This is a genomic window from Asanoa ishikariensis (assembly GCF_900107455.1).
GTDB classification, from domain to species: domain Bacteria; phylum Actinomycetota; class Actinomycetes; order Mycobacteriales; family Micromonosporaceae; genus Asanoa; species Asanoa ishikariensis.
In genome coordinates this window covers 1,359,349-1,380,513 of sequence record NZ_FNQB01000003.1, presented here as the reverse complement: position 1 = coordinate 1,380,513, position 21,165 = coordinate 1,359,349, and the positions used below count along the sequence as shown (strand labels likewise).

The 21,165-nt window shown below is 70.8% G+C and carries 19 protein-coding genes; 11 read left to right on the top strand and 8 right to left on the bottom strand.

All coding sequences use genetic code 11. The features are described from left to right. Nucleotides 1–8: 8 nt before the first annotated feature. The 7 genes from BLV39_RS30215 to BLV39_RS30185 form a co-directional block, all read right to left on the bottom strand. Nucleotides 9–713, bottom strand: coding sequence for an ABC transporter ATP-binding protein (locus tag BLV39_RS30215; RefSeq protein ID WP_090800040.1), 705 nt, complete (start codon nt 711–713; stop codon nt 9–11). Continuing rightward, entirely contained in the window at nt 706–2,607 is a 1,902-nt protein-coding gene (locus tag BLV39_RS30210; RefSeq protein WP_090800039.1) for a branched-chain amino acid ABC transporter ATP-binding protein/permease, read from the bottom strand. The genes BLV39_RS30215 and BLV39_RS30210 overlap by 8 nt, the downstream gene beginning before the upstream one ends. Further along, entirely contained in the window at nt 2,604–3,473 is an 870-nt protein-coding gene (locus tag BLV39_RS30205; protein ID WP_176985147.1) for a branched-chain amino acid ABC transporter permease, read from the bottom strand. Before BLV39_RS30205 ends, BLV39_RS30210 begins: the two co-directional genes overlap by 4 nt. A gap of 64 nt (nt 3,474–3,537) precedes the next feature. Further along, a complete protein-coding gene (locus BLV39_RS30200; RefSeq protein WP_143049947.1) occupies nt 3,538–4,779 on the bottom strand; it encodes an amino acid ABC transporter substrate-binding protein in 1,242 nt (413 codons plus the stop codon). An 11-nt stretch (nt 4,780–4,790) separates the two neighbouring features. After that, nucleotides 4,791–6,509: an amidohydrolase family protein gene (locus BLV39_RS30195; protein WP_090800037.1), complete on the bottom strand. Its 1,719-nt coding sequence runs from the start codon at nt 6,507–6,509 to the stop codon at nt 4,791–4,793. Between the two features lie 43 nt (nt 6,510–6,552). Then, nucleotides 6,553–8,265, bottom strand: coding sequence for an amidohydrolase (locus BLV39_RS30190; protein ID WP_090800036.1), 1,713 nt, complete (start codon nt 8,263–8,265; stop codon nt 6,553–6,555). A 138-nt stretch (nt 8,266–8,403) separates the two neighbouring features. Next, a complete protein-coding gene (locus BLV39_RS30185) occupies nt 8,404–9,114 on the bottom strand; it encodes a helix-turn-helix domain-containing protein (RefSeq protein WP_204082565.1) in 711 nt (236 codons plus the stop codon). A gap of 157 nt (nt 9,115–9,271) precedes the next feature. On the opposite strand from BLV39_RS30185, the gene BLV39_RS30180 reads away from it, so the two are divergent. The 11 genes from BLV39_RS30180 to BLV39_RS30135 all read left to right on the top strand — a co-directional run bounded on the left by BLV39_RS30180 (nt 9,272) and on the right by BLV39_RS30135 (nt 20,576). Continuing rightward, the gene (locus BLV39_RS30180) at nt 9,272–10,585 is read left to right on the top strand and encodes a M24 family metallopeptidase (protein WP_090800034.1); all 1,314 of its coding nucleotides are present in this window, start codon (nt 9,272–9,274) and stop codon (nt 10,583–10,585) included. Continuing rightward, nucleotides 10,578–11,558 carry a thiamine pyrophosphate-dependent dehydrogenase E1 component subunit alpha gene (locus BLV39_RS30175; RefSeq protein WP_204082566.1) on the top strand — a complete coding sequence of 327 codons (981 nt, stop codon included), beginning with the start codon at nt 10,578–10,580 and terminating at the stop codon, nt 11,556–11,558. The genes BLV39_RS30180 and BLV39_RS30175 overlap by 8 nt, the downstream gene beginning before the upstream one ends. Continuing rightward, a complete protein-coding gene (locus BLV39_RS30170; RefSeq protein ID WP_090800033.1) occupies nt 11,546–12,544 on the top strand; it encodes an alpha-ketoacid dehydrogenase subunit beta in 999 nt (332 codons plus the stop codon). The genes BLV39_RS30175 and BLV39_RS30170 overlap by 13 nt, the downstream gene beginning before the upstream one ends. Before the next feature lie 12 nt (nt 12,545–12,556). Next, complete coding sequence (locus BLV39_RS30165; RefSeq protein WP_090800032.1) at nt 12,557–13,447, top strand: cupin domain-containing protein; 891 nt, start codon at nt 12,557–12,559, stop codon at nt 13,445–13,447. A gap of 1 nt (nt 13,448) precedes the next feature. Next, the gene (locus BLV39_RS30160; RefSeq protein ID WP_090800031.1) at nt 13,449–14,132 is read left to right on the top strand and encodes an SDR family oxidoreductase; all 684 of its coding nucleotides are present in this window, start codon (nt 13,449–13,451) and stop codon (nt 14,130–14,132) included. Further along, nucleotides 14,129–14,989, top strand: a complete 861-nt coding sequence (locus BLV39_RS30155) for an NAD(P)-dependent oxidoreductase (RefSeq protein WP_204082567.1) — start codon at nt 14,129–14,131, stop codon at nt 14,987–14,989. Before BLV39_RS30160 ends, BLV39_RS30155 begins: the two co-directional genes overlap by 4 nt. A gap of 131 nt (nt 14,990–15,120) precedes the next feature. After that, nucleotides 15,121–15,297, top strand: a complete 177-nt coding sequence (locus BLV39_RS43235; protein WP_176985146.1) for a hypothetical protein — start codon at nt 15,121–15,123, stop codon at nt 15,295–15,297. A 33-nt stretch (nt 15,298–15,330) separates the two neighbouring features. Then, a complete protein-coding gene (locus BLV39_RS30150) occupies nt 15,331–16,542 on the top strand; it encodes an FxsB family cyclophane-forming radical SAM/SPASM peptide maturase (RefSeq protein WP_090800030.1) in 1,212 nt (403 codons plus the stop codon). An 8-nt stretch (nt 16,543–16,550) separates the two neighbouring features. Beyond that, on the top strand, nt 16,551–18,269 hold the full coding sequence (locus BLV39_RS30145; RefSeq protein WP_090800029.1) for an HEXXH motif domain-containing protein: 1,719 nt from the start codon (nt 16,551–16,553) through the stop codon (nt 18,267–18,269). Nucleotides 18,270–18,273: 4 nt separating this feature from the next. Further along, complete coding sequence (locus tag BLV39_RS30140) at nt 18,274–19,512, top strand: MFS transporter (protein ID WP_176985145.1); 1,239 nt, start codon at nt 18,274–18,276, stop codon at nt 19,510–19,512. After that, nucleotides 19,509–20,576 (top strand): hypothetical protein, encoded by a 1,068-nt coding sequence (locus BLV39_RS30135; RefSeq protein WP_143049946.1) that lies wholly within the window; start codon nt 19,509–19,511, stop codon nt 20,574–20,576. Before BLV39_RS30140 ends, BLV39_RS30135 begins: the two co-directional genes overlap by 4 nt. On the opposite strand, the gene BLV39_RS30130 is transcribed toward BLV39_RS30135, so the two are convergent. Next, complete coding sequence (locus BLV39_RS30130) at nt 20,552–21,160, bottom strand: GyrI-like domain-containing protein (RefSeq protein ID WP_090800026.1); 609 nt, start codon at nt 21,158–21,160, stop codon at nt 20,552–20,554. The genes BLV39_RS30135 and BLV39_RS30130 overlap by 25 nt on opposite strands. Between the last annotated feature and the right edge of the window lie 5 nt (nt 21,161–21,165).

The window sequence follows — 21,165 nt, the reverse complement described above, 5'->3', positions numbered from 1 at the left end:
GCAGGTTTTCACATGCCCAGCACCCGCTCGCGTACGTCCGCGCTCTCCCGTAGTTCTGTCGTCGTACCCGAAGCGACGATCCGGCCCTCGATCAGCAGATAGCCCCGGCTGGCCGCCGACAATGCCCGCTCCACGTCCTGTTCCACCAGCAGCACGCTGACGCCCGTCGCGTTGACGGCCGCGATCGCGTCGAAGACCTCGTCGACGATCACCGGGGCCAGGCCCAGCGACGGCTCGTCCAACAGCAGCAGCCGGGGCAGCGCCATCAGCGCGCGTCCGAGGGCCAGCATCTGCTGCTCGCCCCCGGACAGGCTGCCGGCCTGCTGGGTGGCACGTTCCTTGAGCCGGGGGAACAGCTCGTAGACCCGCGCCTCCGTCTCGCGGTGCACGGCGCGGGCCGGGCGGCGGTACGCGCCCAGCAGCAGGTTGTCGCGCACGCTCATGTGGCCGAACACCCGCCGGCCCTCGGGGACCGTCGCGACGCCGTGGTCGCAGACCCGGTGGCCGGGCAGCGCGGCGACGTCGACGCCCTCGACGGTGATGGTGCCGGCGGCGGCGCGGTGCAGGCCGGCGATGGTCTGCACCAGCGTGGTCTTGCCGGCGCCGTTCGGGCCGACGATGCAGACGGTCTCCGCCGCGCCGACGTCCAGGGCGACGTCCCAGAGCGCCTGCGCGTCGCCGTAGCGGGCGTCCAGTCCACGGACCTCAAGCACGCTGTCTCCCCAGGTAGGCGCGGACGACCGCCGGGTCGTTGAGCACGGCGGCCGGCTCGCCGTCGGCGATGAGGACACCCCGGTCGAGGACGACGATCCGGGTGGCGAGCTGGTTGAGCACGCGCAGCAGGTGCTCCACGATGATGATGGAGATGCCGCCTTCGTGGATGCGCCGGATCACCGCCACCGCGTCGTCGATCTCGGCCGGGTTCAGGCCGGCGAGTGCCTCGTCGAGCAGCAGCACGACCGGTTCCGCGGCGATCGCCCGGGCCATCTCCAGGAGCTGGCGCTGGTGCAGGTTCAGGGCCGCTGGCAACTGGTCGCCCAGATGTCCTAGTCGGACGGTGGCGAGGTGGTCCGCCGCCGCCAGCCGGGCCTGGGGGAGGGAGGCGCCGGTGCGGCCGAACATGACGGCCATGGCGACGTTGTCCAGCACCGTCATCGAGGCGAAGGGCTTGGGGATCTGGTACGTGCGCGCGACGCCGGTGTGCGCCACCTTGTGCGGGGCGAGGCCGACCGTGGCCCGTCCGTCGATCGCGATCGTGCCCGCACTCGGTGGCAACGCACCGGAGAGCAGGTTGACCAGCGTGGTCTTGCCGGATCCGTTGGGCCCGACCAGACCCACGATCTCACCCTGCCCCACCGACAAGGAGACGTCGTCGAGGGCGCGCACGCCGCCGAAGTCACGGATTACACCGGCGACCGCGACCAGGTCGCGACCGGAATCCGGCTGGGGAGCCGACAACGGCGACGGCGCGGTCCGGCCGGCCGGCTCAGCACCGGCCGGTGTGGTGCGGTGCGGCGCTGCGACCGGCCGCAGCCGGTCGTAGACCACCGCTACGACGATAGCGGCGACCATGGCATAAAGCAGCGCGTCGAGCTCGGTGTACTGCCCACTGAGGACCAGTCCGGCCAAAACTGGCACGAAAACGCCGACCGTCAGCCAGGGCCGGGCCCGGAGGCGGCCGAAAAGCCCGTCCGGTGCGGCGACCACGAAGACCACCAGCACGCCGCCGAGGATGATGTTGCCCCACTGGTCGAGCTTCAGCGCCGCGAGCTCGTCCTGCAGCACGGTGACGAACGCCGCGCCGACCACCGGGCCCGCCCAGTGCCGGCGGCCGCCGAGCACCGCCATCACGATGACGAACAGCGGCACGGTCAGGGTGAACACGAGCTCTGGCTGCACGGCGCCGTTGCGCACGGCGAGCAGCGCGCCGCCGAGGCCGCCGAGCGCGCCGCTGAGCACGATGGCGATCATCTTGTAGCGGAACGTCGGCACGCCGAGCACCTCGGCGGCGTCCTCGTTGTCGTGGATCGCGCTCAGGCCGCGGCCGAGCCGGGAGCCCTGCACCGCGAGCGCCGTCCCGACGGCCAGGGTCGCTACCGCGAGCATGAGCAGGAAGATCAGGTGCTGGAAGTCGCCGATCCAGTCCGGGAACGCCGGCAGCGGCAGCGTCGTGCCCAGGCCGCCGTCGATGTCGCGGTTGATCCGCACGAACGCGGCCAGGATGAACGGCACGGCCAGCGTCAGCAGCGCGAAGATCTCGCCGCGCAGCGAACCGAGCCGGAACGCGATCGCTCCGGTGATGAGCGCGAGCAGCGCGCCGAGCAGTCCGCCGACGACGATCGACACGGGGTAGCTGACCCCGTGCCGGCCGGTCAGCACCGCCACCGCGTACGCGCCGACACCGACGTACGCCGCCTGCCCGAAGCTGAAGTAGCCGGCGTAGCCGGACAGGAGGTTCCAGCTCGTCGCCTGGATCACCCAGAACAGCACGGAGGTCGCGAGCACCAGCAGGTACGGCGCGACGCCGAGCGAGGTGTTGAAATGGGCGAGGACGGCGAGCAGCAGGCTCACGCCGACCAGGGCGCTCAGTCCTTTTCGGACGCTCATGCTAGACCTCTGCGGGTGAACAGCCCCTGCGGCCGGAGGACCAGCGCGAGGATGATGGCCAGGAACAGCACGAACGGCTCGTAGCTCGGGTCCCAGAGCACCGCCACGAGCGCCGAGAACGCGCCGACGCCCAGGCCGGCGAACAGCGAGCCCAGCAGGTTGCCGATGCCGCCGAGGATGACCACGGCGAAGACCGTGCCGAACCACTCGTACGCGTGGGCCGGCGCGATGGTGTTGCCGAGTGCGAACACCATGCCCGCGACGGCGGCGCTGACCCCGGCGAGCCCGCCCACGACCAGGCCGAGCCGGCGGTGGTCGATGCCGAACGACGCGGCGACCGTGCGGTCCTGCGCGAAGGCGCGCAGCCCGCGGCCGGCGAAGGTGCGCTCCAGCACCAGGTGGCCGCCGCCGATCAGCAGCAGCGCGAAGCCGAGGGCGACCAGCCGCGACACCGGCAACGCGATGGGGCCGAGGTGCAGGGCGCTGGTCCCGTACGGGTTGGCGCCGGCGTCGATGTGCCGGAAGTCGGCCGTCCACACCTGGGTCGACACCTCGATGATGATCATCAGGAGGCCGAAGCTGACCAGCAGCGAGTTGAACTCGACGATGTTGAACCGGTCGTAGGCCCACTGGAGGGCGGCGCCGACCACGAACAGCACCGGCGCCGAGACCAGCAGGGTGAGCATCGGGTCGATGCCCCACGCGGACGTCAGTTGGTACGAGAGGTAGGCGCCGACCAGGATCAGCCCGAAATGCGCCAGGTTGATGACTCGCAGGGTGCCCCACGTGACCGACAGGCCGGCCGCCATCAAGGCGTAGAGCCCGCCGATCAAGGCCCCGCTGAGCGCCGCCTGGACGGCGGTCATGAGCACGCTCCTTGGGTATGAGGCGTTGCCCGTACCGGAAAGGGCACGGGCAACGCGACGGTTGTTACTTGATGGGTGCCGCGGCCCGGTCCTGGGGCCAGACCATGACCCATTCACCATTCTGGATCTGCTTGATGCCCAGTGTCGTCGGCCAGAAGTTGTTGACCTTCGGGTCGAAGCTCAGGTGCCCGCTGAACGTGGTGTCGGCGCCCTTGCTGTGCAGGCCGTCGCAGATGGCTTTGTTGTCGACGGAGCCGGCGGCCTTGACGCCGGAGGCGAGGATGTCCCACGCGTTCCAGCTCGCGGCGGCCTGCGTCTCGAAGACCGGGAACGCGACCTTCGCCGTGGTGGCCTTGGTCTTGAACTCGTCGACGATCGCCTGCGCGTCGCCCCCGACCTTGTCGACCAGCGGCTTGTTCGGCTCGAAGATGGACACCGACAGGGCGCCCTCGCTGGCCGCACCGAGACCCAGCAGCGGCCCGGGCGCGGGGAAGAGGCTGAACACCTTCGGCGGCGTGTAGCCGAGCTGCTTCATCGCGTTGAGCGCGTTGACGGTGTCGACGCCGAGGCTGTTGCTGATCACCAGGTCCGGCTTCGCGTCGCGGACCTCGGCGGCCATGCCCGCCCAGTCCGAGGTGGTCGGCGGGTAATGCCGGTCGACGACCACGTCGAGGCCGCGCTCCTTGGCGATGGAGAGCACGCCGGTCTTGTCGTCGCCGAGGCCGTCGGTGACGAACGCCGCCGACCCGCTCTGGCTGGTCAGCACCGCGATCTTCTTGGGCGGCGTGGGCAGCGTCGCCACCGCGTCGAAGAGCAGGTTGGGGATGAACTGGTTCGGCGTCGGGCCGATCGACCAGGCGGGGAACTGGCAGGGGTACGAGAGCTGGGGCGCCAGCACCGCCGTGTGCTGCGGCAGGACGTAGCCGTGCCGCTCGGCCACCGCCATCGCGGCGAGGATGTTCGGCGTGGCGTACGGACCCATGATCAGGTCGACCTTGTTCTGCGCGATGAGCTGCTCGTAGAGCGGCCCGACCTTGGCGGTGTCGGACTGGTCGTCGAGCACGGTCCACTCGACCTTGCGGCCGAGCAGGCCACCGGCGGCGTTGAGCCGTTCGACGTACTGCTCGCCGGCGACCTTGTGGATGAGTCCGGTGGCCGCGAAGGCACCGGTCAGCGACAGCGTCGAACCGACCACGATGGGGCTCTGGTCGGTGCCGCCGCCGCTGGACTCCTGTTTGCTACTGCATGCCGCGCCCGCGGCGACCATAACGGTCGCCGCGAGCACACCGAGCACGCGCCTCAGCACGGTTAGCCTCCTTATCGCACGACGCCGGTGTCGTGTACGACGACGCCGCCGAGCACGGTCAGCACGGAATTGATCTTCTTGAGATCGGCGTCGCCAACGGCCCGCCGGTCGAAGTAGTCGCGGTTGAGCACCGCGACGTCGCCCAGGCGACCCGGCGCGAGCACGCCGAGCCGGTCCTCGTCGACGCCGCCCAGGAACCACCCGTTGGCGCTGGTGTAGTGCTCGACCACCTCGCGCCGGGTCATGAGCTGGCTGCCGTTGATCGCCACACCGAGGGCGTTGATGCCGGTGGTGGCGTAGTAGGCGTGCACCCAGGGGTTCATCGGCGCGATCTGCATGCCGTCCGAGCTCATCCCGAGCGGGATGCCGTTGTCGAGCAGCATGCGGTACGGCGGGCCCGCCGCGGTCGGCGTGCCCGTGAAGTAGCGGAACCCGGTGACGTTGATGCCGCCGCCGAGCGCCTTGAGCTTGTCGACGTAGTCCTCGGTGATCGAGGGCACGTGGCCGACCACCCACCGCAGGTCGGTGATCGGGAACTCCTGGTTGACCAGCGCGAAGCCGTCGATCTCGGCCTTGAAGTCGGTGGCCGACAGCGAGTGCACCTCGGCCCGCCAGCCGGCCTGGGCGACCTTGCGGGCGGCGTCGAGCCAGCGCTGGTTGCCGGCCGAACCGCTGGTGATCGGGTCGCTGGGCACCGGCGCGACGAACTCGCCGATGCCGCCGGTGCGGACCAGGTCGTTGCCGAAGAACGGGAACGCGTTTCGCAGCCGGTCGCCGAGGGCGACGCTGGCCGGGTCGGCGTCCATGTAGAGGAAGTTGATCCGCAGCCGGACGATGCCGTCGCCGTCGCCGTAGACCGACAGGAACGGCAGGTGCATCCGGAAGTTGTCCTCGTGCGCCGACCCGTCCGACGGCGCGTCGACCGCCTGGAACGCACCCTGGTCGAGGTGGGTGGTGACGCCGAGGCCGACCGCGTACTTCATCGCGTCGCGGGTGCCGCGCTTGCGGTCCTCGAAGGTGAGCTGCCGGCGCAGGGCGAGCGTGGCCCGCCCGGTCTGGGTCAGCGCCGCGATCGAGCCGTCCGCGCCGACCGTGACCGGGCCGTCCGGACCGGGCACATTCTCGAAGAACGCCTTCCCGAGACTGTTGGTCACGCCAGGGCCGACGAAACCGACCGAGATGTAAACGGGGTGGTGCGGCGCCGCGGCGTCGAGCTCGGCCAGGGTGGGGAGGCGTACCTCCTTGAACTGGTTGAAGTGGAAGCCGCCGATGGTGGTGATGAACGTGCCGGCCGGAGCCGTCCGGGCGCGGGCGCGGATCGTCGCCTGGACGTCGGCGATCGAGTACGCGTTCTCCAGCGGCGTGTGGTGGCCGGGCCGGTTGCCCATCAACACGATGTGGTTGTGGCAGTCGATGACGCCGGGGATCGCCGTCTTGCCCCGCAGGTCGATTGTGCGCGGCTTGTCGGTGAACTCCTTGCGGGCGACGCTTTCCCGGTCGCCGGTGTAAACGACCTCGCCGTCGCGGATGGCGACGACCTCGACGACCGAGTCGCGTCGGTCCATGGTGTGGATCTCGCCGTTGGTCAGGATCAGGTCGCCCGCGGGGGACGTTCCCTTCCCGTGCGCGTCGGCCGCGCCGGCGCCGACGAAGGGCGCGGCGGCGGCGGCGAGCGCGCCGGAGCGCAACAGGTCGCGCCGGGTCTGGCCCCGCTGGTGTGTCTCGCTCATCGAACGAAACCGCCTTCCAGAAAGGATGTCTGAGAGTCGGGGGTCAGTGGTGGTGCTTGAGCTCGCCCGAGTCGTGCACGATCCGGCCGCCCACCGCGGTGAGGATGGGCCTGATGCGCTTGAGGTCTTCGTCGCTGACGGTGCGGTAGTCGCGGTCGAGCACGACCAGGTCGCCGAGCTTGCCGGTCTCGATCGTGCCGAGCTTGTCTTCCATGTTCAGGAACCAGGCGTTCTCACGGGTCCAGAGCCGGACCGCCTCGTCCCGGGTGATCTGCTGGCCGACGTTGATGACCGCGCCCAGCGCGTTGCGTCCGGTGACCGCGTAGTAGATGCCGAACCACGGGTTCAGCGGGGCGATGTGGACGCCGTCGAGGTGGATGCCGGCCTTGATGCCATGGTCGAGGATCGTGCGGAACGGCGCGCCGGCAGTGGTGCCGCTGCCGGACATGAACGCGAAGGTGCCGCCGTTGACCGCGCCGCCGAGCGCCTGGAGCCGGTCGAGCAGCGCCGTCGTCACGACCGGGACGTGGTCGATGCGCCAGCGCAGCCCGGTGATGTCGTGCTGCGCGTTGGCCGCCTCGTAGCCCGCGATCTGCGCTTCGAGCGCGGCCAGGCTCAGCGCCCGGTTGTTGTTGCGCCAGCCGGCCGCCGCGATGAGCTGCTGCGCCCTTGTCCACACCGGACCGTTGCCGTCGCCCGGTGCGCCCCACTCGCCGATCCCGCCGGTCATCAGCAGGTCGTCGCCGAAGAGCTGGTATTGATTCGCCAGCCGCTGGGTCAGCTCGGGCAGGTTGATGTCGTTCTGGTTGTGCAGGAAGTTGGTCTGCAGCCGGATGAACGTCTTTCCCTCGGCGTGCAGGGCCCGCCAGGAGTCGTACATGCGGTAATGGTCGAAGTTGGACAGTGCGTGGTTGGGTTGCGGTGGGCCGACGATCGGGAAGCCGACCTCGTCGAGCACCGCGGTGATGCCGACGCTGGCCGAGTAGGCCATCGCGTCGAGCGTGCTGCGCTTGCGGTCCTCGAACGTCTGGGTCAGCCGGACGTTGTAGAGCGCGGCCTCGGCGTTGGCGACACCGGTGATCGCACCGTCCGCGCCGACCACCGACGGCACCGCGGCCGCCTCGAAGTAGGCCTTGCCGAGCGAGTTGGTCACGGCCGGGCCGGTGAAGCCCTGGAACAGCAGGATCGGGCGGTCGGGCACCGCGGCGTCGAGCTCGGCCAGGTTGGGCAGGCGACGCTCGGCGAACAGGTTCGGGTGGAAGCCGCCCATGGCGGTGATGAACTGCCCGGGGGGCACGTCGGGCCGGCGGGCGGCCAGCATCCGCTGGATCCCGGCGATGTCGCCGGCGTTCTCGATGACGACGTGGTAGCCGGGGCGGATGGCGAGGCTGACGAAGTGCACGTGCGGCTCGATCATGCCCGGCACGACCGTGCGGCCGCGCAGGTCGACGACGGTGGGCCGGCCCGGCACCAGCTTCTTGAGCTGGCCGAGGCTGGAGCCGACGCCGACGATGCGCCCTTCGGAGACGGCGACGCCGGAGACCGTGCGGCCGTGGTCGTCGAAGGTGCGGATCTTTCCGTTGTGGAGGACCAGGTCGCCGCGGGGTGTGGTGCGTTCGACGACGGACACCGGAGCGGAGCCGGATGAGGCCGCGCTGGCCGGGCTGGGCAGGCCGAGCGCGCTTCCGGCAGCCACGGCGGCGCCGGCGCCGAGCACGCCGCGCCGGGACAAGGAAGGGGGTTCAGAGTTGTTCATTGCGGGGCTACACCGCCCTTCGCGGTTTATGCGCCCGGAGGCGATATGAACCACTACTGAGGCAGGAGCGTACGGCTCAGGTGGACAGTGTGCAATACCACTGTGCACACCTGTTCATGAAGGTGAAACAGGCGGGGGTTAGCTGAAGCGCTCGGCCACGAACCAGATGCCGACGGCGGGCTCGACGCCGTGATTGGCGTACGAGTGCGGTGTGGTGCAGTCGAACGAGACCGAGTCGCCGGGGTCGAGCACGTGCGTGTCGAAGCCCAGGGTCAGGGTGAGCTGACCGGCCAGGACGTGCCCCCACTCGGTGCCCGAGTGGCGCATCAGGACGCCGGCGCCGGACGAGCTGCCGCCGGGTGCGTAGGTGATGCGCAGGAAGTCGACGTGCGTGTCGGGAAGCTGGCCGAGCAGCTCCCAGGTCACCCCGGAGTCCAGGTGCAGCACCTCGCGCTCGCCGGCCTTCACGACCGGGCCGACCCGGCGTCGCTGGGCGAGCATCCGCAGCCCCTGGGTGGTCGCGGAACTGGCCGTCTGGTCGACGCTGGGCAGGGTGGCCGCGGCGATGGCGGCACCGAACGCGGCCGGCGCGGGCGCGACCGGGTCCAGCACGGCGGCGGGGCGCACGGTGCCCGGCTCGTTGAAGATGTCCTCCACCGAGATGCCCAGGGCGGCGGTGATGGCGTACAGCGTGCTGACCGAGGGGTTGCTCTTGCCGGTCTCGATCTGCGAGATCAGGCTGGCCGACGTGTCCACGACCCGGGCCAGGCCGCGCACGGTCATGCCGCGGTCCAGCCGGGCCTGCCGCAGTCGCTCGCCGATCGGAGGCATCCCCGTCTGTCCACTCACGCCTGTTGCCCACCCTTCGACGAACCTTGATCTTTTCCGCTCCACACTATCGCGCGTGCCGAGCACTGTGGTGTGATGCTTGACGGCTGAGCTGACACGTCGCTAGCGTCGTCAAGCGTTACTTAACACGCCCGGAATATAGCAGAGGGGTGCTGCGGTGGCGATCGGCACGTACGGCACGAATGCCGTCGACTGGGAACAGCGCATCGACCTCGACCGACTGCGCCGCGAACGGCTCGCCCGGCTCAACGCCGAGCTCGAACGGTCCAGCCTCGGAGCGGTCCTCGCGTTCGACTTCGCGAACATCCGCTACATGACGGCCACCCACATCGGCACGTGGGCGATCGACAAGTTCATCCGGTTCGCGCTGCTGGTCCGGGGCGCCGAGCCGATCATCTGGGACTTCGGCTCCGCGGCCCGCCACCACCAGCTCTACAACCCCTGGCTGGACGGGGAGAAGCGCGCGCGGGCCGGAATCTCCGTGCTGCGCGGCGCCTTCCACCCCGACGCCGGCATCGCCGAGGAGCTGGCCCGCAAGATCGCCGTCGAGCTCGCCGAGCACGGCCTGTCCGACGCGCCGGTCGGCATCGACATCGCCGAGATGCCGGTGCTGCTGGCACTCCAGCGCGCCGGCATCGAGGTCGTCGACGGGCAGCAGCTCTTCCTCGAGGCCCGCCGGGTCAAGACCGTCGACGAGATCTCCCTGCTCACGCAGGCCGCGTCCATGGTGGACGCCGCCTACGAGGAGCTCTACGAGTTCCTGCGCCCCGGCGTCCGCGAGAATGAGTGCGTCGGGCTGGTCAGCAAGAAGCTCTACGACCTGGGCAGCGAGTTCGTCGAGGGCGTCAACGCCATCTCCGGTGAACGCTGCGCGCCGCACCCGCACGTCTACAGCGACCGGCTGATCCGTCCCGGCGACCCGGCGTTCTTCGACATCCTGCACAGCCACGTCGGCTACCGCACCTGTTACTACCGGTGCTTCGCGGTCGGCAGCGCCTCGGCCGGCATGCGCGACGCGTACGTGCGGTGCCGGGAGTACATGGACCGCGCGATCGCCGCCGTGCGGCCCGGTGCGACGACCGCCGACATCGTGTCGCTGTGGCCGCGGGCCGAGGAGTTCGGCTTCCCCAACGAGGAGGCCGCCTTCGCCCTGCAGTACGGGCACGGCGTCGGCCTGTCCATCTGGGAGAAGCCCATCTTCAGCCGGCTCGTCTCGCTCGATCACCCCGAGGTGCTCGAGGAGGGGATGGTGTTCGCGCTGGAGACGTACTGGCCGGCCAAGGACGGCTGGGGCGCCGCCCGGATCGAGGAGGAGGTCGTCGTGACCGCCGACGGATGCGAGGTCATCACCAAGTTCCCGGCCGAGGAGCTGCTCGTGGCCGGCCGCCGTTACTGGACGGTCGGCGGGCCGCTGAACACGCAGCGGGAGGCCCAGTCGCACCTCAACACCAAGGCAGGCCGCGGTGAGTGAGACAACCGAGCTGCTAGACCTGTACGAGCGGATGGCGGTCATCCGGCGCACGGAGAAGGCCGCGTACGACCTGTTCCTCGCCGGCCTGGTCAAGGGCACCACGCACCTGGCGTCGGGCCACGAGGCCGTGGCCGTCGGTGCCAGCGCGGCGCTGCGGCCCGACGACTACGTCTTCGCCACCTACCGCGGCCACCACCACGCCCTGGCCCGCGGCGCGACACCGGAGGCGTGCCTGGCCGAGCTGATGCAGAAGGCGACCGGGCTGTGCAAGGCCAAGGGCGGCTCGATGCACCTGACCTACGCGGCGGGCAACATGCTCGGCTCGTACGCCATCGTCGGTGCGCATCTCCCGATGGCCGTCGGCGCCGCCTGGTCGGCCCGGCTGCGCGGCACCGAGCAGGTGGCGCTCGCGTTCTTCGGCGACGGCGCGACCAACATCGGCGCGTTCCACGAGGCGCTCAACCTGGCCGCGGTGTGGAAGCTGCCGGTCATCTTCGTCTGCGAGAACAACCTCTACATGGAGTACACGCCGATCGGGGCGGTGACCGCGGCCGACCACCCGGCCGCCGACCGCGCGCCAGCGTACCGGATGCCGGCCCAGGTCGTCGACGGCAACGACGTCGTGCTCGTGCGCGAGGCCGTCGCCACCGCGGTCGACCGGGCCCGGGCCGGAGACGGCCCGACCGTGATCGAGGCGGAGACCTACCGGCACTACGGGCACAGCCGCACCGACCCGGCCACGTACCGCCCGGCCGAGGAGGTCGAGCGCTGGATGAAACACGACCCCATCGACGTCGCCCGGGCCCGGCTCGAGGCGCTCGGGGTCGCACCCGACTCGATCACCGTCGTCGACGACCGCGCCACGTCGACGGTGGCCGCGGCGATCGCGGCCGCGAAGGCGGCACCGGACGCCGACGTCGCCGAGGCGTTCACCGACGTATGGGCCGATGGAGGCGCGCAATGGCGGGTGTGACTGTGCCGACCGACGTGATCACGTATCGGGCCGCGGTCGCCGAGGGCATCGCCCGGGAGATGCGGCGCGACGCCAGCGTGGTCTGCCTCGGTGAGGACATCGGGGCGGCCGGCGGCGTGTTCAAGACGACCGCCGGGCTGTTCGAGGAGTTCGGGCCGACCCGGATCTGGGACACCCCGATCTCCGAGCAGGCGATCGTCGGCGCCGCCATGGGCGCGGCGATGACCGGCATCCGCCCGGTCGCCGAGATCATGTTCTCGGACTTCCTGGCCTGCTGCTGGGACTACCTGGCCAACGAGATTCCCAAGGTGCGCTACATGACCGGCGGCCAGGTCACCGTGCCGCTGGTGATCCGCACCGCCAACGGCGGCGGGCTCGGCTTCGGCGCGCAGCACTCCCAGGCCGTCGAGAACTGGGCGCTGACCATCCCCGGCCTCAAGATCGTCGCGCCGTCCTCGCCCGCCGACGTGATCGGCCTGATGGCCTCGGCGATCCGCAGCGACGACCCCGTGGTCTTCTTCGAGCACAAGGGACTGTTCGCGAGCAAGGGCCCGCTGCCGCCCGCCGACCACGTCGTCGAGCTAGGCCGGGCGTCCGTGGTGCGCGAGGGCGACGACGTGACCCTGGTCGCGCTGGCCTCCACGGTGCACACCGCGCTGGCCGCCGCCGACGAGCTCGCGGCTTCCGGGATATCCGCCGAGGTGATCGACCTGCGCTGCCTGATCCCGATGGACCTGACCACCGTGCTCGCCTCGGTCGGCAAGACCTCACGCCTGGTCACCGTCGAGGAGAACCCGCACCAGGCCGGCTGGGGCGCCACGGTCGTCTCCGTCGTCGTCGACGAGGGCTTCGAACTGCTCGACGCGCCGGTCCGCCGGGTCGCCTCGGCCAACGTGCCCCTGCCGTTCGCGGACGCACTCGAGGACCAGGTCATCCCGACCACCGACAAGGTCGTGGCGGCCGTTCGCTCGGTCGTCAACTACTAGGAGGTTCCCAGGATGAGCGACCGGCATGTGGTCATGCGTGCCTCCGAGGCCGTCTTCGCGGCGCCCGCGGACGCCCGGGGGAGCACCGGGCTGACCCGGTGGACCATCGCCGCCGAGGGCTCGCCCGGCGCGCTGCACACCGAGTTCAGCGTCTGCGCGCTGGAGCCGGGCGGCAGCGTCGCCACCGCCGTGCAGTCGTACGAGGAATGCTTCTATGTCCTCGAAGGCAGTCCCGTCCTGCAGACCGCCGACGGCGCGACCCGGCTCGTCCCTGGCGACTACGGCTTGCTGCCGGTCGGTGTCGCCCACGCGTGGCGCAACGACGGGCCGCCGGCGCGGTTCGCGCAGATGCGGGCCACCCAACCCCGCGCCGCGTACGGCCATGATGTCTTCGACGTTGCCGAGTTGCCCCGCAGCGAGGCAGTGCCGGTCGACGTGCGCGACCCCCGGACCCGCTCGTTCGGCCACATCGAGCCGATCAACATGGAGGTCGACAAGCAGCGCCAGGAACTGCTGGCGCTGTCGGCGAGCATGCGCACCGCACTGCTGGTCTACAGCGGCATCACGGTCAAGATGATGGTCGACAGTGACCTCGGCGCCGACCTGACCACTATGTTCATGGTGCAGTACGAGCCCGCCGGCGTCGCCGGGCCGCACGACCACCCGTTCGAGGAGACCTACCTGTTCCTCGAAGGGGAGGCCGAGGCGGTCTTCGACGGGCGGACGTACCTGCTGCGGGCCGGTGACGCGGCGTTCGCCGGCGTCGGCTGCGTGCACGGCTTCCGCAACGTCGGCGCCGGCCCGGTGCGGTGGCTGGAGACCCAGGCGCCGCAGCCGCCGGGGCGGCACTCGTACCGGTTCGTGCGCGACTGGGACTACCTCAACTCTCTGAAGGGATCCTGACATGGCCGGCTCGGTGCTCATCGTCGGCGGCACCGCCGGCATCGGCAAGGAGATCGCCGCGCACTACGCCACCCGGGGCCGCGACGTCGTGCTCACCGGCCGCGACGCCACCCGCTCGGCGAAGGTGGCCGCGGAGCTCGGCCCCTCGGTGGCGGGCATCGCGCTGGACCTGACCGACCCCCGCGCGGTCGCCGCGAACCTCGACGCGGTCGGCCCGGTCAGCCACGTCGTGCTCGCCGCGATCGACCGCGACTCCAACACGGTCGACGACTACGACATCGAGGCCGCCCAGCGGCTGGTCACCCTGAAGCTGGTCGGCTACACGGCGGTCGTGCAGGCCGTGCGCACCCGCCTCACCGGTGCCGGCTCGATCCTGCTCTACGGCGGCATGGCACGGGTGCGGCCCTACCCGGGCTCGACCACCGTCAGCGCGATCAACGCGGGCGTGCTCGGCATGGTCCGCACCCTGTCGTGCGAGCTGGCACCGACCCGGGTCAACTCGATCCACCCCGGCATCGTCGGCGACAGTCCCTTCTGGACAGGCAAGTCGCTCGACGCGGTCGTCGCCAACACCCTGACCGGGCGGCTGGCCACGATGACCGAGGTCGTCAACGCCTCCGTCTTCCTGCTGGAGAACGGCGGCGTCAACGGCGTGGACCTGGTCGTCGACGGAGGGTGGCGGTGACGGCGGCGCCGGTCGCGGTCATCGGCACCGGCCGGATGGGTGCCGCGATGGTCGGCCGCCTGGCCGGCGCCGGCCACCCGGTCACGGTCTACAACCGCACGCCGTCACGCGCCGCCGGCCTGCCCGCGGTCGTCGCGCCCACGCCCGCCGAGGCGGTCGCCGGCGCGGCTTTCGTGGTCGTCTCGCTGGCCGACGACGACGCCGTCCGGGCCGTCTACGCGGACCTGGTGGGCGGGCTGACACCTGACGCGATCGTGCTGGAGACGAGCACGATCCACCCGGACACGGTCCGCGAGCTCGCGGCGGCGGTGGGGGACGGTCGGCTGTTGGACAGCCCTGTCTCCGGCAGCGTGGCGTTGGTCTCGCAGGGCGCGCTGACAGCGCTGGTCGGCGGCTCCGCTGAGGCGTTGGAGCAGGCCCGGCCGGTCCTGTCCACCTTCGCGAGCCGTGTCCTGCACCTCGGGCCGCAGGGCTCCGGCGCCACGATGAAGCTCGTCGTCAACTCGGTCATCCACGGCCTGAACCAGGCGGTGGCCGAGGCTCTGGTGCTGGCCGAACGGGCCGGCATCGACCGGACCGCCGCGTACGACGTCCTGGCGGCCAGCGCCGTCGCGGCGCCGTTCGTGGCGTACAAGCGCGACGCCTACGTCAACCCCGACGCCGCGGGAGTGGCGTTCGCGCTCGACCTGGTGGCCAAGGACCTGCGCCTGATCGACGCCTTGGCCACCAGCGTCGGCGCCCGCATGCCGCAGCTCGCCGCCAACGCCGCGGTGGTCGCCGACGCGGTGGACGGCGGCTACGGGGCGCAGGACATGAGCGCGCTGGCCGCCCTGCTGCGCAGCGGCGTCACCGACTGAGACCACAACCCCCTCGGCAACGCGGCCACAGCGCCTTCACAACGCGCGAATGCCACGATCGATGTCCCGACCCATGGTTCTCCAATCCGGACCTGGGCCTTTTCGGGGCACCGTAAACCAAGGAGGGTCACATGGAGAACACGACCACCGACGCTATCGGCCTCGACTTCGACGCCACCGCCGGAAACCTCGAGGACCTGATGGCGGGCGCGAGCCCGGCGCTGCGCGCGACGCTCGACCGCTGCTACTCACCCCAGGCGACCGCGCGCCCCGGCGGGTTCTCGTCCTTCGTCGACGCCGACCTCTGACGGTCGACACACCACCGGGCCGGAGGGACTGAAGTGGACCTCGCAGCGTCCCCCCGGCCCGCGACGTGGCCGGTCGGGCACCTCGACGTCGACCAGCTCGCCAAGGACGGATGGTCACCCGAGCCGTTCCACCAGTTCGTCGTCAAGGTGCACAGCCGGTGCAACCTCGCCTGCGACTACTGCTATATGTACGAGTCCGCCGACCAGAGCTGGCGCAGTCAACCCAAGGTCATGTCGGAACAGACCTTCGCCACCGCGTGCCGACAGATAGCGGAGCATGCGCGGCGCCACCGCGTACCCGAGGTCGGCTTCGTCTTCCACGGCGGCGAGCCGTTGCTGGTGGGCGCACGTCGACTCGACCGCTTCGCGACGATCGCCACCGAGACCATTGGTCCCGTCGCCAGCCTGCGGATGGGCATGCAGACGAACGGGGTGCTGTTCGACGAGGACATCGCCCGCACCTGCGCCGCACACGGCATCCGCGTGGCGGTCAGCGTCGACGGCGCCGGGGGCGCGCACGACCGGCATCGCCGTTTCCGCGACGGTGCCGGCAGCTACCGCAGCGTCGTCGCCGGCATCGAACGACTGTCCAGCGAGCCGTTCCGACACCTCTACGCCGGGCTCCTGTGCACCATCGACCTGGCCAACGACCCCGTCGAAACGTACGAGTCGCTGGTCGGACTCCGCCCGCCGATCGTCGACTTCCTGCTCCCGCACGGGAACTGGACGCAACCCCCGCCCGGGCGGGTGGCCGGCGGTCCACCGGTCTACGCGGACTGGCTGATCCGGATCTTCGACCGGTGGTACCGCGCACCGGAGTTGGAGACCCGGGTCCGGCTGTTCGAGGACATCATGGGGATGCTGCTGGGACGAGACCGGTCCTCGGAGTCCATCGGGCTCGGGCCGGTCCGGGTCGCCGTCATCGAGACCGACGGCTCGATCGAACAGGTCGACACCCTGAAAACCGCGTTCGCCGGTGCGACGAAGGTCGTGACCAGCGGCCGGAATCCGTTGGACAGCGCGCTGCGCACGCCCGAGATCGTGGTGCGGCAGATCGGCGCGAAGGCACTGTGCGACACCTGCCTGGACTGTCCGGCCCATCGCATCTGTGGCGCCGGGAACTACACACATCGGTACGCGCACACCACGGGCTTCCTCAACCCGTCCGTCTACTGCCCGGACCTGTTCCACCTCATCGCGCACATCACCGCACAACTGAACTGCGACCTGTCGCATCCTGCCTAGGAGGAGCCATGCCGGACCTCGGTGCTGATGTCGTCTCCGACCTGGGCACAGGCTTTGGCTCGGCCGAGAACATCGCCCTGCTCAGGCAGTGCGAGCTGGCCAAGCGCACCATCCTGCTGCGAATCCTGCTCACGGAGTTGGACGCGAAGGCGCCGGCCGACAAGGCGGCGTCGGCCTTGCCCGAGGCTCTCGACCTGCTGCGGCGCGGTCCTGCGGACGAACTGCTGCTCTATCCCAACGTCGGTGTATGGCTGGTGCACTGTCTGCGCCGCCTGGCGCGGCCGGCCGCCGACGCCACGCCCCTCTGGGCCGACCTCGCCTATCTCGGCTGGCTCGCGGCCACCCAGCTCGTCGAGTGCCGCCGGGCCGGCGCCCTGACCGTGGTCGTGCGTGACGGCGTTGTCATGCTGCCCCGGCTGGGCCTGGCCCGCATCGGCGACCCGGGCCTGCACTGCGTCGCCAAACTCGACCATCGGGACGGGCTGATCGAGATCTCGTCCGCCGACCGGACGGTGACCGTGCCGGACACCGGTGCCGAGCTTGACGGCCGATGGCTTCCGCTGCGGCTGCTGGGCCGGACCAGGACCACGGGTCACCCGGTCTTTCTCGACGACCTCGACCCGTTCCGCGACTTCTTCGACCCGTACTTCGCCTCGCGGCTCGCCGGGGGTCCGCCGCGGCTCTCGGCCGCGCAGGCCGGTGTGTGGCAGGAGCAGTTCAGCGTGGCGATGGACCTCCTGCACAGCGACTACCGCGGCTACGCCGGCGCGATCGACCACGGCCTGCGCGCCGTCGTCCCGTTGTCCGCCGAGCCGGAGCCGGTCGGCATGAGCAACACCTCGTTCGACGCGTTCGGCGGTGTCAACATGTCCGCCGCGGCCGGACCACAACAGTTCGCGCTGTCCCTCATCCACGAGTTCCAGCACGCCAAGCTCGGCGTCCTGGCCGACCAGGTCCCGCTGCACGAGCCGGTGCCGCGCGACGACCTGTACGCGCCGTGGCGTGACGACCCGCGTCCGTTGAACGGGCTGCTGCAGGGCATCTACGCGCACCTGGGCGTCACCGACTTCTGGCGGGTCAACCGGCGCGACAGCGCCAGGGGGACGCTGCTGGCCCACGTCGAGTTCGCACGGTGGCGCACTCAGGTGGGCCGTGCGCTGGACGAGGCGCGCACCTCGCCGCTGCTCACCGAGAGCGGGCGCCGCTTCGTCGACGCCATGACGACCGCGACGCTGGGCTGGGACGAGCCGGTACCGGACGCCGCCGACCGGCTCGCCGACGAGTCGGCGGCCGCCCACCACGTCTTCTGGCGTGTGCGCAACATGCGCGTCGCGGACGACGACGTCGCGGCCCTGCGGGACCGGTGGCAGGCCGGTCAGCCGGCCGGCCCGCTGCCGCCGTCCGCTCTCGCGACGCCGTCCATCGACTACCGCAGTCGCCTCCTTCCCGGTTACCTGCGGCTCTTCGGCGCGAGCGCGGGCCAGCCGCCACCGGCCGACGCCGCGTACGCCGAGGGCGACCTCGACACCGCGCTGTCCCTGTACGAGCAGGAGCTCACCCAGGACCCGTGGTGTCCGCAGCCGTGGGCCGGCATCGCGCTGTGCCTGCGCGGCGACGCGCCATTGTGGCCGCTCCTGGACCGGGCCGAGGTCGTGGCGAGCCTGTATCACGCCCTCGACGGGCGGTGCGATCTGCCGCGGTTGGTCGCGTGGCTGGCCGAGGGCTGAAATCGTGTTCCAGGCACGCCTGCTGCGCAACCGGCGCTTCCTGAGCCTGTGGGCGGGAGACAGCGTCGCGCTCGTCGGAGTGTCGGGGGTCCGGATCGCGTACCCCCTGATGGCGCTGGCCGTGACCGGCGATCCGGCGGTCGCCGGGTGGGTGACGGTGGCCCTGACCCTGCCGGCCCTGCTGTTCCACGTGCCCGCTGGTGTCCTCGCCGACGCCGTCAACCGCAGGCAGCTCATGCTCGCGTGCCAGGTCGTCGGGCTCCTGGGGACCCTGACCATCGTGCTGGCCGCCGGCCGCGACCTCGCCTGGGTGGTTCCCCTGCTGGTCGGCGCGGCCTTCGTCGAAGGCACCGCCTACGTGTTCTTCAGCACGGCCGAGGTGGCCGCCGTCCGTGACGCGGTCGACGACGCCGACCTGCCCGCCGCACTGTCCTATCTGGAAGCCGAGTACCCCATCGGGAACCTGGCCGGACGGGTCCTCGGCGCCACGCTGTTCGGAGTCGCCCGGTGGGCGCCCTTCGCCTTCAACGCGGTGTCGTACCTCGTCTCGATCGTGGCCCTCGCCGTGCTGCCCAAGCACGTCTTCGCGGCCCGACCGGCCGCAAGCGGCAGCGCGCCCTTTTGGGAACGCATGGCCGAGGGCCTGCGCTGGACCTGGTCCGTCCCGTTCCTGCGCGTGGCCATGCTGACCAACGCGTTCACGAACCTCGTCTTCCAGGTCGTCATCCTGCTGGTCATCGTCGTCGGCGAGGCGCGGGGGTATCCACCGTGGATGGTCGGTGTCATCCTCGCCGCAGCCGGTGCCGGTGGCCTGGCCGGAGCGATCGTCGCACCACGGCTCTATCGCAACACGAACCCACGCACCCTGCTTCTGTCGTGCGTCTGGGCCTGGACCGTGGCCATCGGGGTGATCGCGATGACCAAGCACCCGGTGCTGCTCGGCACCGCGTGGGGAGCGGTCGGCGTGTTCGGCACGATCGTTTCGGTCGTGGTCGGCATGACCCGCGTACGCACGGTCCCGGACGCGGCCCTGGCGCGGGTGCTGGGCGCCACGGCGGTCTTCACCGACGGCGCCGTCGCCCTCGGCGCCCTCTGCGCGGGCTACCTGCTGGCCACTCTGGGAGCTGACGTCAGCGGCTGGGTCCTGTTCGGCGGCATGGTCGTCGCGGCGTTGCTGTGCAGCCGTTTCCTGGGCCCGGTGAGCGTCGGCAACGCAACTCCCGCGCTGAAGGGGGCATCATGATGGAGACACCGCGTACGGCAGAACTGCTTGCCGCCTACTTCGACCTGCGCAGCGACCGTGGCCCTTTGCACGCACGGGTGCTGTGCGTGATGGGCCGCAACCTGCTGCGCGGACAGCCCATTCCGGCGTGCCAGAGCGTCACACACAGCACGCTGCGCTACAGCATCCGGATGGACGCACCCCACCTGCCGCTGATCGACGACCCGCGCGCGCTCCCTCCGCACGACAGGTCTCCCGAGTGGGCCCACCTGTGCGGCCTCACCGACAACTGGGAAGCATTGCCTGTCGGCGACCGCCTGCGGGTGGCTCGGGTCCTGCACAAGCTCGGCTTCTGGGCCACGCTGCTCAAGCTTCCCGCCACCGGTGACGAGGAGCGCGACCGGCACCACCAGCGGGCACTGACCAGGCTGCGCCACATCGCGGAAGCCAAGCTGCAGGGTGACGACAGCGGCGTCGTACCGCCGGAGATGTACGACGACTACGCCGCCACGGCGAGCGACGAGGACGCTCCGCGCGAGGAGCGGGTCAGCGCCGCCGTCAACCTCGCCGTGCAGCACGGACGCTCGGACCGTGATCCGAAGAAGGTCGCACACTGGGCCGGCGCGGCGCAGGACCTGCTCGTCCACGCACCACCGGGATCGCTTAGCCTCCGGCTGGCCAGCGCGGCCTGGCGGGCCATCAGCTTCATGCCGTTCTACCAAGGCGACCACACCGCGACCGCCGCGATGCTGGACGAGGCGGAGCGGCTCGCCGTCGCGGCGGTCGACCGGGCTACGGACGACGACAGGGTCATCGCCGTCGAGAACCTCCGGGTGCTCTACGGCACCCGCGGAGCCGCCGCGGCGGTCGCCGGTGACTCCGCGGCGGTCGCCGGTGACTCCGCGGCCGCGACGGCGTTCTATCGCCGGGCCGTGGACCTCGACGCCGAAGACCCGCAAACCCACGTAACGCTCGGCGACCACCTGGTGCGGACGGGCGACCTGGAAGCGGCGCACGATGCCTTCGCGATCGCGGCCCAACTGGGCGCGCCCTGCACCCGCTACGCGCGCGAACGCACCGGCTGACGCAGGATCGTCTTGAGCTTGGCGGGCTCGGTCCGGCGCGGGTCACTGAGATAGATCTCGTGGTGGTGCCCGGCCATCCGCAGGTGGTGGGCGGCCAGGTACTCGTCGTGCAGCCGGGCGAGCGCGGGCCCTTCGTCGTCGTAGGGACCGCGGTGCAACAGTTGCGCGCTGGTGCCCTCGTGCAGCACGTCGCGGCGCACCTCGACGATGCTCTTCTTCCGCAGCGCGGCCTGCCTGGCCTCGTCGACGATCTCGTCGGTGACCCAGTCGGGCAGGCTGACGAGCATGCGCCACTGCCAGGCGTCCTTGGCGCGGGTGGTGAACACTTCCGGGTTCTCGGACCACCAGAGCCCTTCGAGCGGCCCGACCACAAAGTCCCGCCCGTCGGCCTTACCCCTGAACTTGATCGTGTACGCGACGGTGTACAGCGACTCGACGGCGCGGACGTAGTCGACGCTGGTGTTGGGGTCGCCCTGCCCGTCGACGGCGAGAAACTGCTGCTCGGGCACGTCGACCAGAGCCCAGTCGGTGTTCGTCGGCGCGTAGCACGCCTTGAGCTCGCGCTTGACGTCATAGCGGGTCATGGATC

Coding starts and splice junctions, on each gene's coding strand:
- BLV39_RS30190 (WP_090800036.1), bottom strand. CDS start 8,265: ATGAACAACTCTGAACCCCCTTCCTTGTCCCGGCGCGGCGTGCTCGGC.
- BLV39_RS43235 (WP_176985146.1), top strand. CDS start 15,121: ATGGAGAACACGACCACCGACGCTATCGGCCTCGACTTCGACGCCACC.
- BLV39_RS30165 (WP_090800032.1), top strand. CDS start 12,557: ATGAGCGACCGGCATGTGGTCATGCGTGCCTCCGAGGCCGTCTTCGCG.
- BLV39_RS30205 (WP_176985147.1), bottom strand. CDS start 3,473: ATGACCGCCGTCCAGGCGGCGCTCAGCGGGGCCTTGATCGGCGGGCTC.
- BLV39_RS30195 (WP_090800037.1), bottom strand. CDS start 6,509: ATGAGCGAGACACACCAGCGGGGCCAGACCCGGCGCGACCTGTTGCGC.
- BLV39_RS30170 (WP_090800033.1), top strand. CDS start 11,546: ATGGCGGGTGTGACTGTGCCGACCGACGTGATCACGTATCGGGCCGCG.
- BLV39_RS30210 (WP_090800039.1), bottom strand. CDS start 2,607: ATGAGCGTCCGAAAAGGACTGAGCGCCCTGGTCGGCGTGAGCCTGCTG.
- BLV39_RS30160 (WP_090800031.1), top strand. CDS start 13,449: ATGGCCGGCTCGGTGCTCATCGTCGGCGGCACCGCCGGCATCGGCAAG.
- BLV39_RS30145 (WP_090800029.1), top strand. CDS start 16,551: ATGCCGGACCTCGGTGCTGATGTCGTCTCCGACCTGGGCACAGGCTTT.
- BLV39_RS30130 (WP_090800026.1), bottom strand. CDS start 21,160: ATGACCCGCTATGACGTCAAGCGCGAGCTCAAGGCGTGCTACGCGCCG.
- BLV39_RS30135 (WP_143049946.1), top strand. CDS start 19,509: ATGATGGAGACACCGCGTACGGCAGAACTGCTTGCCGCCTACTTCGAC.